Below are 14,325 nucleotides of genomic sequence, written 5' to 3' on the forward strand. Positions count from 1 at the left end.
GGTTCAGGCGGCGAGGGGGAAGCGGAGCAGGCGGTCCTTCGTGGGCACCAGCGCTGTCGCGGGGCGTCCGGCGGCATCGAGGATCGCGGGGTGGTCGGCGGCAAGGCCGCCGGTGAGCGCGCCGAACGCGGGCAGGATCAGCTTGCGTTCGGACAGCACGAAGCAGCGGCGGCTCACCATGCGGCCGCGCCCCTGAACGCGGATTTTCGGGTGGAAATGCCCGCTGATCTCGGGGCGTGCCGAACCCGGCTCGGCCTCGTGGCGCAGCACGATGCCGTCCACCTCGACCTCCGTGCGGACATGGCCGAGGCCGTCCGCCTTCAGGTCGTGGTTGCCGGTGATCCACACCCATGCGACGCGGCTTTGCAGCGTGTGCAGCAGGTCCAGCGCCTCGCCACTAAGCCGTCCGGGGCCGTCCGCGTCGTGGAAGCTGTCGCCGAGGCACCAGAGCGTCCGCGCGCCCGTCGCGGCGATCAGCGCGTCGAGGTCGGACAGCGTTTGCAGGCTGTCGTAGGGCGGCAGCATCTGGCCGAAGCGCGCGAACCAGCTCGCCTTCTCGAAGTGCAGGTCGGCGACGAGCAGCGCGTGGCGCGCGGGCCACCAGAGCGCGCCCGCGGCGAGCGGCACCATCTCGTGGCCTGCGAACGAAAGGGGAACCATGCCCCCGGCTATGCCCCGGCGCGCAGGTGCGATCAAGGCCTTGCGATCAAGGACTCGCGCTGGCGAGGCGCGCGGCGTCTTCGCGGCTGCTGTCGCCGGGCACCACGAAGCGCACCGTCTTCGTCGCGAAGTCCACCGCCACCTGATCGAAGGCGCGCAGCGTGTTCATGCCGAGCAGCATTGCGGGCCGCTTGTCGAGGCCGAGCTGGCGGAACACCGGGAGGTCGGCGAAGGCGATCGGCATACCGGTCAGCGTCACGCTGCCGAGCCGCATGTCGTTCACCACCGCGATCTCGGCGGGGACGGAGCCGCCCGCGACGTCGTGCAGCGTCGTCGGGATCAGCAGCGCCGCCTTGCCGCGCTTCACCGCGATGTTGCGCATGGCGAAATTGCCGACGCTGTGCTCGGCGCCGGTGTCGATCACCACCGCGATCCTGCGCTGGCCGATCGCGGCGTCGGCAAGGATCAGGCGGCCGAGGCGGCTGCGCGCGCGGATGACGATGGTGTCGTCGTCGCCGGCCTTGAGTGCGGGCGCGTCGCGTGCGGGCGTCACCACGATCTTCTGCTGCGCGAAGTCGATGAGGATCGCCTTCGATTGCAGGCTGTCGATGCCGAGCAGGCCTTCCGCGCCGAGATTGCCGCGCTTGAGGAGCGGCGCCTGCACGTTGCGCACCTGCGTGCTCGTCACCGACAGCGACGGCACCGTCACCGTCGCGAAGCGCTGGGCGCCGCTGATGCTGTGCACCTCGGCGCTGCCCGTGCGCCCGAGGCCCAGCGTGTTCGCCAGCTCCTCGGAAAGCACCGTGCGCTCCGCGCCCGTATCCACCACGAAATCGAACGGCCCGCGCTCGCCGATGTTGACCGGCACGGTCATGCGCAGCGACCTGTCGGCAACAGAATCGACGGCCTCGCCGACGGCGGGCGGCGGCGGTGCCGGTTCGGCGGTGCCAGCGGCAAGCAGAACGGCGATTGCCAAGGCGTTCATGTCGCGATCCTTCCCCGCTGCCGATTTTACGCCATATCGGGCCGTTCAACAACGACGCCCGTCGATGTGCATGGCCTCCTGGGCGAGCGCTTCCGCCTCGATGAGCAGCGCCTCGTCGGCAAGGCCCTGCGCGACGCTTTCGCGGCCGATCATCACCAGCACCGGCACGGCGAGCGGCGACACCCTGTCGAGATGCTTGTGGACGATGCTGCTGGCCGCCCGGTCGAGCAGGTTCGCGAGCCGCGCGACGTCCGTCAGCCGCAGCCGCGCGTCCTCCCACGCGGCGCGCAGCAGCATGTGGTCGGGCTCGTATTTCCGGAGCACGTCGTAGATGAGGTCGGTGGAGAACGTGACTTGCCTGCCGGTCTTGCGCTTGCCCGGATGCTGGCGCTCGATCAGCCCGCCGATCACGGCGACCTCGCGGAAGGCGCGCTTCAACAGGTGGGAGGTCTGGACCCACTCGACGAGTTCGTCTTCGAGGATGTCGGGCGAGAAAAGGGGCGCGGGGTCTTTCACCCGCTTGAGGCCATAGACGCCGAGCGCGTAATCGTTGGCGACGAAGCCGGTGGGCTCAAGCCCCAGCGTCTCCATGCGGCGGGTGAGCAGCATCCCGAGCGACTGGTGCGCGTTCCAGCCTTCGAAGCTGTAGACGATCATGTGGTGGAGGCCGTCGTGCGGGAAGGTCTCGACCAGAAGCTCGCCCGGTTTCGGCAGCACCGAGCGGATCTGCTGCACCTCCAGCCACTCCGCCACGTCCGCCGGGAAGCGTTTCCATTCCTCCGGGTCGGCAAGGAAGCCGCGCACGCGGTCGGCAAGGTGCGTGGAGAGCGGCAGGCGCGCGCCCATGTAGCTCGGGATCATCGCCGCGCGGCGCGTCGCGCTGACGACGAGGTCGGTGTCGACGATGCGCTCGACCTCCAGCGCCAGCCCGGCGAAGCGGAACGTGTCGCCGGGAGAGAGGGTGGAGGCGAAATACTCCTCGACGCGGCCGAGCATCCGCCCGTTGCCGAAACGCACGTCGAGCATCGGCGCCTCGACGATGATGCCCGCGTTCAGCCGGTGCTGCTTGGCGAGGTTCGGGTGGCTGACGCGCCAGCGCCCGTCCGGGTTCTGCGTCAGCCGCTTGTAGCGGTCGTAGGCGCGCAGGGCGTAGCCGCCGTCCGCCACGAAATGCAGGACGCGGTCGAACGCCTCGCGTGTGAGCGCCGCATAGGGCGCGGCGCGGCGTACCTCGTCGAACATCGTGTCGGCCGCGAAGGGTTCGGCGCAGGCGCACGCCATCAGGTGCTGGGCGAGCACGTCGAGCGCGCCCGGCCGCCACGGCTCGGTGTCCAGCTCGCCCGCGTCGATGGCGTCGAGCGCGGCGCGCGCTTCCAGATATTCGAAGCGGTTGCCGGGCACGACGATGGCCTCGCTCGCCTCGTCGAGCCGGTGGTTGGCGCGGCCGATGCGCTGGATGAGGCGCGACGAGCCCTTGGGCGCGCCCATCTGGACAACGAGATCGACGTCGCCCCAGTCGACGCCGAGGTCGAGGCTCGCGGTGCAGACGAGCGCACGCAGCCGCCCGTCCGCCATCGCGCCCTCCACCTTCTGCCGCGCCTCCTTCGACAGCGAGCCGTGGTGGAGGCCGATGGGCAGCGTCGCCTCGTTCACCGCCCAGAGGTCGTTGAACACCAGCTCGGCGAGGCTGCGCGTGTTGCAGAACACCAGCGTCAGCCTGTGCCGCTCGATCTCGCGGTAGACCTGTTCCGCCGCATAGCGCCCGGAATGACCGGACCACGGCACGCGGCCCTCGGGCGTCAGGATCGCGATATGCGCATTCGCGCCCGGCTCGCCTGCGACGAGCGCGACGCTTGCCGGGTCGTGGTCCGGCGCGAGCCAGCGGCGGTAATCCTCCGGGTCGCCGATGGTGGCGGAGAGCGCGACGCGGCGCATGTCCGGCACGATGGCTTGCAGGCGCGCCATCGCCAGCGCCAGCAGGTCGCCGCGCTTGCCGCTCGCGAAGGCGTGCACCTCGTCGATGACGATGGTCCTGAGCCCCGCGAACGTGCGGTCGCTGTCCGGGTAGGAGAGCAGCAGCGACAGCGATTCGGGCGTCGTCAGCAGGATGTGCGGCGGCGCGGCGCGCTGGCGGGCCTTGCGGTCGGACGGTGTGTCGCCGGTACGCGTCTCGACGCGGATGGAGAGGCCCATCTCCGCGATGGGCGTGAGCAGGTTGCGCTCGACGTCCGCCGCCAGCGCCTTCAGCGGCGAGACATAGAGCGTGTGCAGCCCTTCGGAAGGGTTTCGCACGAGGTCGGCGAGCGTCGGCAGGAATCCGGCGAGCGTCTTGCCCGCGCCCGTCGCGGCCACCAGCAGCGCGTGTTGGCGTTCGTTCGCCGCCGCGACCATCTCCGCCTGATGCCGCCGCACGCGCCAGCCGCGCGCGTCGAACCAGCGGGTGATGATGTCGGGGAGGAGCGGGGGCATCGGCGCGAATGATGCAGCGCCGGAGGCAGCGGTGCAATCGCGTGCCGCCTTCCCGCAGGGCACGGGAAAGCGGCACGCGCGCGATCAGCGGGCCTGTTCGAGCAGCACTTCCGCGACCTGCACGGCGTTGAGCGCCGCGCCCTTGCGGAGGTTGTCGCCGACGACGAACAGCGCGAGGCCGTGCGGGACGGTCGGGTCATTGCGGACGCGGCCGACGAACACCGGGTCCTTGCCCGTCGCTTCGAGCGGGTTCGGCACGTCCGTCACCACCACGCCGGGCGCGGCTTCGAGCAGCTTCAGTGCGTCGGCGACGGCGATCGGGCGCTCGAACGCGGCGTTGATCGAGAGGGCGTGGCCGGTGAACACGGGAACGCGCACGCAGGTGCCGGAGACGGTGAGGTCGGGGAGGTCGAGGATCTTGCGGCTCTCGTCGCGGAGCTTGGTTTCCTCCTCGGTGTAGCCGTCCTCGCCGAGCACGTAGTTGAGCGGCACCACGTTGAAGCCGATCGGCACCGCCCACTTGCGCGGCCGGCCGAGGTTCACGCCGCCGCCGTCGCGCGCCAGCGCATCGCTGCCTTCCGCACCGGCGACGACCTGCTCGTGCAGTTCCTCGACGCCCGCCATGCCGCCGCCGGAGACGGCCTGATAGGTGCTGGCGATCAGGCGCGTGAGCCCCGCCGCCGCGTGCAGCGGCTTCAGCACCGGCATGGCGGCCATCGTGGTGCAATTGGGGTTGGCGACGATGCCCTTGGGGATGTCGCGCAGCGCCTCCGGGTTCACCTCGGCGACGACGAGCGGCACCTCGGGATCGCTGCGCCATGCCGAGCTGTTGTCGATGACGACCGCGCCCGCCGCGGCGGCCTTCGGCGCCAGCGCGCGCGAGGTCGATCCGCCCGCCGAGAAGAACACGATGTCGAGGCCCGCGAAATCGGCGGTCTCCGCGTCCTCGACGACGACCTCCGCCCCGCGGAACGGCACGGTCTTGCCGCTCGACCGGGCGGAGGCGAACAGGCGGAGCGTGCCGAGCGGGAAATCGCGCTCGGCGAGGATTTCGAGCATCATGCCGCCGACGAGGCCGGTGGCGCCGATGATGCCGACATTGGGCCGGGCGGGGAGGGATCTGGTCATGTGAACTGCGTCTCCTGTTATGCTGCGGAGGCGCGGGGTGCGTGGCTTCGGAAGTTCCTTGCCGCCCCGCGCTTCGGCGGGGCTCTGTCCTGCTTGGCTTGCCGGTTAAACCGTCAGCACACACAGGACCGCCCCGCGAGCGCGGGTCGGCTTGGTGCTAATCGTTTTAATCGACTGCGTGGACATCGCGGCGGCGGATAGCAGCCTCGAATGGCCCCGTCTAGCTCTGTTCGAGACCGATCCATTTCTCGACCACGGGCAATTCCCACGCCTCCAGCGCGTCGATCAGCGCGTCCGGGGTTTCAGCCACCGCCAGCATTCCCCGGTGCTGCGGGCGGACGAACTTCTCGGCGGCCATGTGATCGAGGAAACCGGCGAGCTGGTCGTAGTAGCCCGTGACGTTGAGCAGGCCGCAGGGCTTCTCGAAGATGCCGAGTTGGCTCCATGTCCACACCTCGAACAGTTCCTCGAGCGTGCCGACGCCGCCCGGCAGCGCCGCGAAGGCGTCGGCGCGGCGAGCCATCTCGGCCTTCCGTTCGTGCATCGAGCCGGTGATGACGAGATCGGTGAGGCCGTGGTGCGCGACCTCGTGATCGACGAGCGCCTGCGGGATGACGCCCACGGCCTCGCCGCCCGCCGCGAGCACGGCATCGGCGAGCACGCCCATCAGGCCGATCGAGGCGCCGCCGTAGACGAGGCGGATGCCGCGCGCGGCCATCGCCGTGCCGAGCGCGTGCGCGGCGTCCGCATAGTCGGCGCGCGCGCCCCGGCTGGAGCCGAGGAACACGCACAGGCTGGAAATCCACCTCAGGCGAAGATCTCCTCGAGGAACAGCAGCGCCGCCTGCCACGAGCGGCGGTCGGCGATCTCGTTGTACTGCGCGCCCTCGGCCCGGTTGTTCATGCCCCTGGCGGTGAAGGCATGAACGGTGTCGCCGTAGGCGTTGAGCTGCCACGTCGCGCCCGCGTCGGTGAGTTCCTTCGCCAGCGCCAGCACGTCCTGCGGCGGGGCGAGCGGGTCCTCCCAGCCGTGGTGGAGCTGCACCTGCGCGTGGATCGGCGCCTGCGGGCCGAGGTTCGGCGGCGGGTAGACTCCGTGGAACGACACCACGCCCGCCACGTCCTTCGTGCCGCTGCGCGCCACGTCGAGCGCGCAGAGGCCGCCGAAGCAGAAGCCGATGACGGCGATGCGCGACGGGTCGACGAGCGGATGCGCCTTGGCGAAGTCGACTGCGGCCAGCAGGCGGTCGCGCAGCAGCGCGCGGTCGGCGAGCAGCGGATTCATGAGCGCGCTGTTGTCCTGCCCCATCGTGCCGCGCACGCCCTTGCCGTAGGTGTCGATGGCGATGCCGACGTAGCCCGCCTCGGCCAGCAGGTCGGCGCGGCCGCACTCGTGCGGGCACTGCCCGGCCCACTGGTGCGCGACGAGGACGGCCGGGCGCTTCTCCGTGCCGCCCGTGTGGGCGACGTAGGCCTCGAACGTCGTGCCCGCGTGCGAATAGTCGGCGTAACCGGTTTCAACCTTGCTCATCATTTCACCTCGATCGGCAGCCCAAGGGGTTTCAGTTGCGGTTCCACCTGCCGCCGGTCGCCGACGACGACCCACAGCAGCCGGTTCACGTCGATATTGGCCTTCGCAGCGGCGATCATCTGGTCGCGGGTAAGGGCGTTCAGCTTCGCCGCATACGTCACCTGATAGTCGTCCGGCCGCTTGAGGCGCGCGTTCGTCTCCAGCGCGTCGAGCACGGCGGCGGAGGACTCGTAGGCGCCCGGCAGGCGGCCGGTGAGGAACGCGAGCGTCGACGTCACCTCCTCGGGCGTGATCGGCCTGTCGGTGACGAAGGCGGTGATGTCCTTGCGAAGCTCGGCGAGCGCGGCGCCGGTCTTGTCGGTCTGCACGGGCGCGAACACGTAGAAGGGCATCTGCTCGCTGGTCTGCGAGATCGCGGTCGAGACGCCGTAGGACCAGCCCTTGTCCTCGCGCAGGTTCATGTTGAGCCGCGAGGTGAACACGCCGCCGAGCGGGGTGTTCACGGTGGTGAGCGCGAGGTTGTCGTCCGTGCCCCTGCGCGCCAGCGGATAGCCCGCGAGGATGAAGGACTGCGGCGAGCCGGGGCGGTCGATGAGGATGACCTTGCTCGCGGCGGGGGCGCTCGCGGTCGTGAAGGTCTTGGCGCCCTTCGGCGTGGACGGCGCCGGCCATGTGCCGACCGTCTTTTCGAGCAGCGGCACGAGTTCGCCGATGCTCGTCGCCCCGGAGGCGAAGATGGTGGCGTTGTCGGGCCGGAGCCATGTCTGGTGGAAGCTGACGAGATCGTCGCGCGTCACCGCCTTCACGCCCTCCACGGTGCCGGAGCCGGTGAGCGGCACGCCGTAAGGATGCGCCGTGCCGTAGATGAGCGGCGGCAGCAGGCGCAGCGCCAGCGTCTGCGGCTGGCTCTCCTCCTGCGCGATCCCGGCGATCTGGATGCCGCGCACGCGCTCGAGCTCTGCGGGGTCGAACTTCGGGTTGCGGATGATGTCCGCCCACAGGTCGAGCGAGGGGGCGAGGTTGGTGGAGAGCGCCGAGAGCGAGACCTCGGTGGTGTCGTTGCCCGCGCCCGCGCCGATGTTCGCGCCGAGGCGCTCCTCCTCCTCGGCGATCTGGATGGCGGTGCGCTTCGCCGTACCCTCGTCGAGCAGCGACAGCATCAGCGACTGCGTGCCGAGCTTCTCGCGCAGATCCGCGGCGTTGCCTGCGTCGAACACCATCGAGAGGTTCACGACAGGCACCGTGTCGCGTTTCGCGAACACCACCTCGATGCCGTTCGAGAGCTTCGCGCGCTCGACGGCCGGGAATTCGAGCGCGGGCGCGCCGTCCACCGGCGGCAGCTTCGAGCGGTCGACGCCCTTGCCCGCGACCTGCTGGAGCGTGCCGTAGGGATAGACGGTGAGCTGGTAGTCGCCCTTCGAAAGCCAGCGCTGCGCGGCGGCCTGCACGCTCGCAGGCGTCGCGTTCACATAGGCGGAAAGGTCCTTCTTGAACTGGTGCGGATCGCCCGAATAGAGCTCGCCCTCGGCCAGCGTCACCGCCTTGCCGCCGAAGCCGCCGACGGCTTCGAGGCCGCGGATGGTGCCGGAGACGGCGCGCATGGCGACACGGCCCACCTCGTCCTTCGTCGGCCCCTTGGCGAGGAAGTCGGCGAGAAGCTGGTCGAGCCGGGCGTTCACCGTCTCCGGGTTCACGCCCGGCTTCACGTCCACCTCGATCTGGAGCAGGCTCACCGCCTCGAACGCTTGCAGGTAGCCGGACACGCCGATGGCGAGCTGGCGATCGCGGACGAGGTCCTTGTAGAGCCGCGAGCTGTTGCCGCCGCCGAGCGTCGCGGCGGCGATGGAAAGGTTCTGCGCGTCCTTGTCGTTGAGGCCCGGCACGGCCCACACGCGGTAGAGGCGCGTGTTGGAGACCTGATCCTCCATCGTCTCGCGCACCGTCTCGCTGCGCTCCGGCACCCACGCCTTCAGGCGGCGCTCGACAGCGGGTCCGGCGGGAAGATCGCCGAAATACTTCTCGACGAGCGGCTTCGCGGTCGCCGCGTCGATGTCGCCTGCAAGCACCAGCACGGCGTTGTTGGGGCCGTACCACGTGCGGAACCACGTCTTCACGTCGTCGAGCGAGGCGTTGTCGAGGTCCTCCATCGAGCCGATCGTCGAGTGGCGATAGGGGTGGCCTTCGGGGAACAGGCCCTCGAGGATGCGGTACTCGGTCTTGCCGTAGGGCTGGTTGTCGCCCTGCCGCTTCTCGTTCTGCACGACGCCGATCTGGTTCGTCAGCTTGGTCTGGTCGATCGCGCCCAGAAGATGCCCCATGCGGTCGGATTCGAGGAACAGGATGCGTTCGAGGCCGGGCGTCGGCACGTTCTGGAAGTAGTTGGTTCGGTCGAACCACGTGGTGCCGTTGTAGCTCGTCGCGCCCATCTCCTGAAGCGCCACGAACCAGTCGTGGTTGTAGTTCTCGGTGCCGTTGAACATCAGGTGCTCGAACAGGTGCGCAAAGCCGGTCTTGCCCGCCGGCTCGTCCTTGGAGCCGACGTGGTACCAGATGCTGGTGGCGATGATCGGCGCCTTGCGGTCGGTGTGGACGATGACGCGAAGGCCGTTCGGCAGCGTGAAGCGCTCGTAGGGGATGTCGACGGCGGCAACGAGCGCGGGGTCGGGTCCCGCGCTCTTCGGGGCGGCGAGGGTCGGTGAGGCGGCCACCAGCGCGAGGGCGATGGCGGTGCCGAGGAAGCGTGGTTTCATGGTGCGGCAAAGCTCCGGATGCGGCCGAACGGCGGTCATGCCCGAACGCATAAGCCGTCGGCGGCGGTGCGGCAAGCCGAGGCGCTTGCGCTCCGGCAAGGCGGCTTCTATCAAGGCGCCGCTTTCGTACCGGCCGGTCCCGGCCGGGTGTTTTCGTGGACGTTGAAGAAGGAACAGGCGCCAGACCATGGCCCGGATCGTGATGAAGTTCGGCGGCACGTCGATGGCGGGCATCGAGCGTATCCGCAACGTCGCCCAGCGCGTGAAGCGCGAGGTCGATGCAGGCAACGAGGTCGCCGTGGTCGTCTCGGCGATGGCCGGGGAGACGGATCGGCTCGTCGGCTTCTGCCGCGAGGCGGCGGCGCTGCACGACACGGCGGAATACGACGTCGTCGTCGCCTCGGGCGAGCAGGTGACGTCCGGCCTTCTCGCGATCACGCTACAGGCGATCGGCGTGCCCGCGCGGAGCTGGCTCGGCTGGCAGCTTCCCATCCGCACGTCGGACGCGCATTCCACCGCCCGCATCGGCGACATCGACACCACCGCCGTCCTCGCCGACATGGCGACGGGCCGCGTCGCGGTCGTCCCCGGCTTTCAGGGCGTCACCGACGATGGCCGCGTCACCACGCTCGGCCGCGGCGGCTCGGACACCAGCGCGGTCGCGGTGGCGGCGGCGCTGAAGGCCGACCGCTGCGACATCTATACGGATGTGGATGGCGTTTACACCACCGATCCGCGTATCGTGCCGAAAGCGAGGAAGCTTCAGTCGGTCACGTTCGAGGAGATGCTGGAACTCGCAAGCGTCGGCGCGAAGGTGCTGCAGACCCGTTCGGTCGAGCTTGCGATGAAGGAAAAGGTTAGGGTGCAGGTGCTGTCGTCGTTCACCGACGCGCCCGGCACGTTCGTAGTCGACGAGGAAGAAGGCGTGGAACAGGAACTCATCACCGGCATCGCGTACAACCGCAACGAGGCGCAGGTCACGGTGACGCGCGTGCCCGACACGCCGGGCGTCGTCTCGCGCATCTTCGAGCCCCTGTCCGCCGCCAACATCAACGTCGACATGATCGTGCAGAACGTGGCGCGCGAAAGCGGCCACACCGACGTCACCTTCACCGTGCCGCGCACCGAGCTTGCCCGCGCGATGGACGAGCTGACGAAGGCGAAGGACGCGATCGGCTACGGTGCGCTCGAAGCCGTCGACAACGTCTGCAAGGTGTCGGTCGTCGGCGTCGGCATGAAGAGCCATGCGGGCGTCGCGCTCACCATGTTCAAGGCGCTCGGCGACCGCGGCATCAACATCAAGGCGATCACCACGTCCGAGATCAAGATCTCGGTGCTGATCGCCGAGGAATACACCGAGCTTGCGGTGCGCGTCCTCCACACCGCTTACGGCCTCGACGACGTGTCGGAGCCTGCCGGAGAACCTGCCGGGGCCACTGCGTGAGCGGCGGCCGTGATCGCCTCGATGCGCTGATGGCGCGCGGCTGTGCCTTCCTCGGCACGCGCTATGCGATCATGGCCGGTGCGATGACCTGGGTTTCGGAGCGCAGCCTCGTCTCCGCCATCTCGAACGCGGGCGGTTTCGGCATGATCGCGTGCGGCGCGATGGACCCGGCGCGGCTGCGCGAGGAGATCGTCGCGACGCGCGCGCTTACGGAAAAGCCGTTCGGCGTCAACCTCATCACCATGCACCCGGCGCTTCTGGACCTCATCCGGGTCTGCGCCGAGGAGAAGGTCGGCCACATCGCGCTCGCGGGCGGAATTCCGTCCGGCCCCGCGATCGAGGCGGTGAAGGCGGCGGGCGCGAAGCTCATCTGCTTCGCCCCGGCGCTGGCGTTCGCGAAGAAGCTGGTGCGCTCGGGCGTCGATGCGCTCGTCATCGAGGGCACGGAGGCGGGCGGCCACATCGGGCCGGTCTCGACCACGGTGCTGGCGCAGGAAATCCTGCCGCACATCACCGACGTGCCGGTGTTCATCGCGGGCGGCATCGGCCACGGCGAGGCGATCGCGGCATTCCTGGAGATGGGCGCGGCGGGCGTGCAGCTCGGCACGCGCTTCGTCTGCGCGACCGAAAGCGTCGCGCATCCGAAGTTCAAGCAGGCGTTCATCCGCGCCGCGGCGCGCGACGCGGTGGCGAGCGTGCAGATCGACCCGCGCCTGCCGGTGATTCCGGTGCGGGCGCTCAAGAACGCCGGGACCGAGGCGTTCACCGCCAAGCAGCGCGAGGTCGCCGGGCTTCTCGATACGGGCACGGTCGACATGGATGCCGCGCAGCTCCAGATCGAGCATTACTGGGCGGGCGCGCTGCGCCGCGCCGTGGTAGAGGGCGACATCGAGAACGGCTCGCTGATGGCGGGCCAGTCGGTGGGCATGGTGAAGCGCGAGGAGCCGGTGCAGGCGATCATCGACGAACTGGTCAGCGAGGCGGCGGCGGCCCTTGCGCGCCGCGGCGTTCAGGCTGCATGAACGCCGAGAGGAACGTCTCGGCAACCAGCGCCGCGCGCGAGATCCTGCGGCGGCTTCACGATGTCATGGCAACCAAGGCGGGCGCGCAGGCGAAGCTGAACCGCGTCGTCGACATCATCGCGGGCACGCTCTCCTCCGAAGTCTGCTCGATCTACCTGCTGCGCGACGGCGTGCTCGAGCTCTTCGCGACGCGCGGCCTCGCGCAGTCCGCCGTGCACGTCACGCGCCTCGCCGTGGGCGAGGGCCTCGTCGGCACCATCGCGAAGACGCGCGAGCCGCTGAACCTCGCCGAAGCCAAGGCGCACCCGGATTTCGCCTACAAGCCCGAAACCGGCGAGGAAAGCTTCCACAGCTTCGCGGGCGTGCCGATCATCCGGCAGGAGACCGCGATCGGCGTGCTCGCGGTGCAGCATGTCGATCCCCGCGAGTACGCGGACATCGAGATCGAGGCCTTGCAGACGACGGCGATGGTGCTCGCCGAGCTGATCGCGTCGGCGGGCCTCGTCGACGACCTGACCGTGCAGCAGGCGCGCGAACGGGAAAGCCGCCCGGCGCGCATGACCGGGCTCAAGCTCGTCGAGGGCGTGGGCCGGGGGCAGGCGGTGTTCCACCAGCCGCGCGTCATCGTCGAGCACACGGTCGCCGACGACATCGAGGCGGAGCGCGCGCGCGTCTACGCCGCCTTCCAGATGATGCGCGAGCAGATCGACAACATGATGGGCCAGGCCGAGTTCGCGGCGCCCGGCGATCATGACGAGATCCTCGAGACCTACAAGATGTTCGCCTACGACGAGGGCTGGTCGCGGCGGATCAACGAGGCGATCGACAGCGGCCTCACCGCCGAGGCGGCGATCGAGCGCGTGCAGATGAAGACGCGCACCCGGATGCGCGCCACGAAGGACCCGTTCTTCCAGGAACGCCTGCACGATCTCGACGACCTGTCGAACCGCCTGCTGCGGATCGTGTCCGGGCAGATGGACACGGCGGCGAAACGGGGCCTCCAGCAGGACATGATCCTGATCGCCCGCAACCTCGGGCCCGCCGAGCTTCTGGAATACGACAAGCGCTTCCTGCGCGGCGTGGTGCTGGAGGAAGGCTCGCTCACCGCGCACGTCACCATCATCGCCCGCGCGATGGGGATTCCGGTGCTCGGCCGCGTCAAGGACCTGCGCACGACGATCTTCGAAGGCGATCCGCTGCTGCTCGATGCGCAGCGCGGCGCGCTGTTCGTGCGGCCGAGCGAGCCCGTCGTCCACCAGTTCGAGGAGCAGGTGGCGCTGAAGGCGCGGCGTCAGGCCGAATATGCGAAGCTCCGCGATCTTCCCGCCGAAACCGTGGACGGCGCGCGCATCACGCTGATGATGAACGCGGGCCTGCGTTCAGACCTCGAAGCGCTCGACATCACGAACGCGGACGGCATCGGCCTGTTCCGCACCGAGTTCCAGTTCCTCGTCTCGGCGACGCTGCCGCGCCGCGAGCGGCAGACGCAGCTCTACAGGGCGGTGCTCGACGCGGCGGGCGACCGCCCGGTGACGTTCCGCACCGTCGACATCGGTGGCGACAAGGCGGTGCCCTACATGTCGGGCGACACGGTGGAGGAGAACCCGGCGCTCGGCTGGCGCGCGCTCCGCCTCGCGCTCGAACGCGACGGGCTCATGAAGGTGCAGGCGCGCGCGCTCATCGACGCGGCGGCCGGGCGCACGCTCCGCCTGATGTTCCCGATGGTCTCCGAGCCGTGGGAGTTCGACGAGGCGCGCGCGCTCGTCGAGGCGCAGCTGTCGCGCATGGTCGCGCGCGGCCACGCGGTGCCGAAGAAGATCGAGTTCGGCTGTATGCTGGAGGTGCCCGCGCTCGCGGAATCGCTCGATCTGCTGCTGCCGCGCATCGACTTCCTGTCGATCGGCACCAACGACCTCACGCAGTTCCTGTTCGCGGCGGACCGCGCCAACCCCAAGCTCGCCGACCGCTACGACTGGCTGTCGGTCTCGCTGCTGCGTTTCGTGAAGCGCGTGTCGGATCAGGCGCGGGCGGCGCGGCGTCCGGTCACGGTCTGCGGCGAGATGGGCGGGCGTCCGCTCGATGCGCTGGCGCTGCTCGGCATCGGCATCGAGCGGCTGTCGATCACGCCCGCCGGCATCGGCCCGATGAAGGCGATGATCCGGTCGCTCGCGCTCGCGCCGCTCCAGCACGAGATGGAGGGCTGGCTGCGGCGCGGTGTCGATGTGCGCGCGGCGCTCACGGAATACGCGTCGAGCCGCGGCATCGCCGTTGGCTGAGGCCCTGCCGCGATGAAGCGCGTTGACACCGGGGGAGCCGCGCGCGAACGTGGCGGCAGGG

Annotated in this window: 10 protein-coding genes; 3 read left to right on the forward strand and 7 right to left on the reverse strand. The window is 69.7% G+C overall.

Annotated elements, in window-relative coordinates:
- Window positions 1-3 precede the first annotated feature (3 nt).
- The 7 genes from pdeM to PE061_RS13000 form a co-directional block, all read right to left on the reverse strand.
- Window positions 4-660, reverse strand: coding sequence for a ligase-associated DNA damage response endonuclease PdeM (gene pdeM / locus PE061_RS12970; protein WP_271255696.1), 657 nt, complete (start codon window positions 658-660; stop codon window positions 4-6).
- Between the two features lie 46 nt (window positions 661-706).
- Window positions 707-1,645, reverse strand: coding sequence for an aspartyl protease family protein (locus PE061_RS12975; RefSeq protein WP_271255697.1), 939 nt, complete (start codon window positions 1,643-1,645; stop codon window positions 707-709).
- Between the two features lie 45 nt (window positions 1,646-1,690).
- Entirely contained in the window at window positions 1,691-4,114 is a 2,424-nt protein-coding gene (locus tag PE061_RS12980; RefSeq protein ID WP_271255698.1) for a ligase-associated DNA damage response DEXH box helicase, read from the reverse strand.
- An 84-nt stretch (window positions 4,115-4,198) separates the two neighbouring features.
- Window positions 4,199-5,242 (reverse strand): aspartate-semialdehyde dehydrogenase, encoded by a 1,044-nt coding sequence (locus PE061_RS12985; RefSeq protein WP_271255699.1) that lies wholly within the window; start codon window positions 5,240-5,242, stop codon window positions 4,199-4,201.
- A 220-nt stretch (window positions 5,243-5,462) separates the two neighbouring features.
- Window positions 5,463-6,044, reverse strand: coding sequence for a TIGR00730 family Rossman fold protein (locus tag PE061_RS12990; RefSeq protein ID WP_420794400.1), 582 nt, complete (start codon window positions 6,042-6,044; stop codon window positions 5,463-5,465).
- Window positions 6,045-6,049: 5 nt separating this feature from the next.
- Window positions 6,050-6,772: a dienelactone hydrolase family protein gene (locus tag PE061_RS12995; protein WP_271255701.1), complete on the reverse strand. Its 723-nt coding sequence runs from the start codon at window positions 6,770-6,772 to the stop codon at window positions 6,050-6,052.
- On the reverse strand, window positions 6,772-9,522 hold the full coding sequence (locus tag PE061_RS13000; protein WP_271255702.1) for a M16 family metallopeptidase: 2,751 nt from the start codon (window positions 9,520-9,522) through the stop codon (window positions 6,772-6,774). The genes PE061_RS12995 and PE061_RS13000 overlap by 1 nt, the downstream gene beginning before the upstream one ends.
- A gap of 187 nt (window positions 9,523-9,709) precedes the next feature.
- Here PE061_RS13000 and PE061_RS13005 point away from each other — a divergent pair, with 187 nt between their 5' ends.
- Genes PE061_RS13005 through ptsP form a run of 3 tightly spaced genes read left to right on the forward strand, consistent with a single transcriptional unit; the run spans window position 9,710 to window position 14,264 of the window.
- A complete protein-coding gene (locus PE061_RS13005) occupies window positions 9,710-10,966 on the forward strand; it encodes an aspartate kinase (protein WP_271255703.1) in 1,257 nt (418 codons plus the stop codon).
- Between the two features lie 29 nt (window positions 10,967-10,995).
- The gene (locus PE061_RS13010) at window positions 10,996-11,988 is read left to right on the forward strand and encodes an NAD(P)H-dependent flavin oxidoreductase (RefSeq protein ID WP_271259198.1); all 993 of its coding nucleotides are present in this window, start codon (window positions 10,996-10,998) and stop codon (window positions 11,986-11,988) included.
- Window positions 11,985-14,264, forward strand: a complete 2,280-nt coding sequence (gene ptsP, locus PE061_RS13015) for a phosphoenolpyruvate--protein phosphotransferase (protein ID WP_271255704.1) — start codon at window positions 11,985-11,987, stop codon at window positions 14,262-14,264. Before PE061_RS13010 ends, ptsP begins: the two co-directional genes overlap by 4 nt.
- The last annotated feature ends 61 nt before the right edge of the window (window positions 14,265-14,325 follow it).

Origin of the sequence: Sphingosinicella microcystinivorans, from assembly GCF_027941835.1 — a bacterium.
Classification (GTDB): Bacteria; Pseudomonadota; Alphaproteobacteria; order Sphingomonadales; family Sphingomonadaceae; genus Sphingosinicella.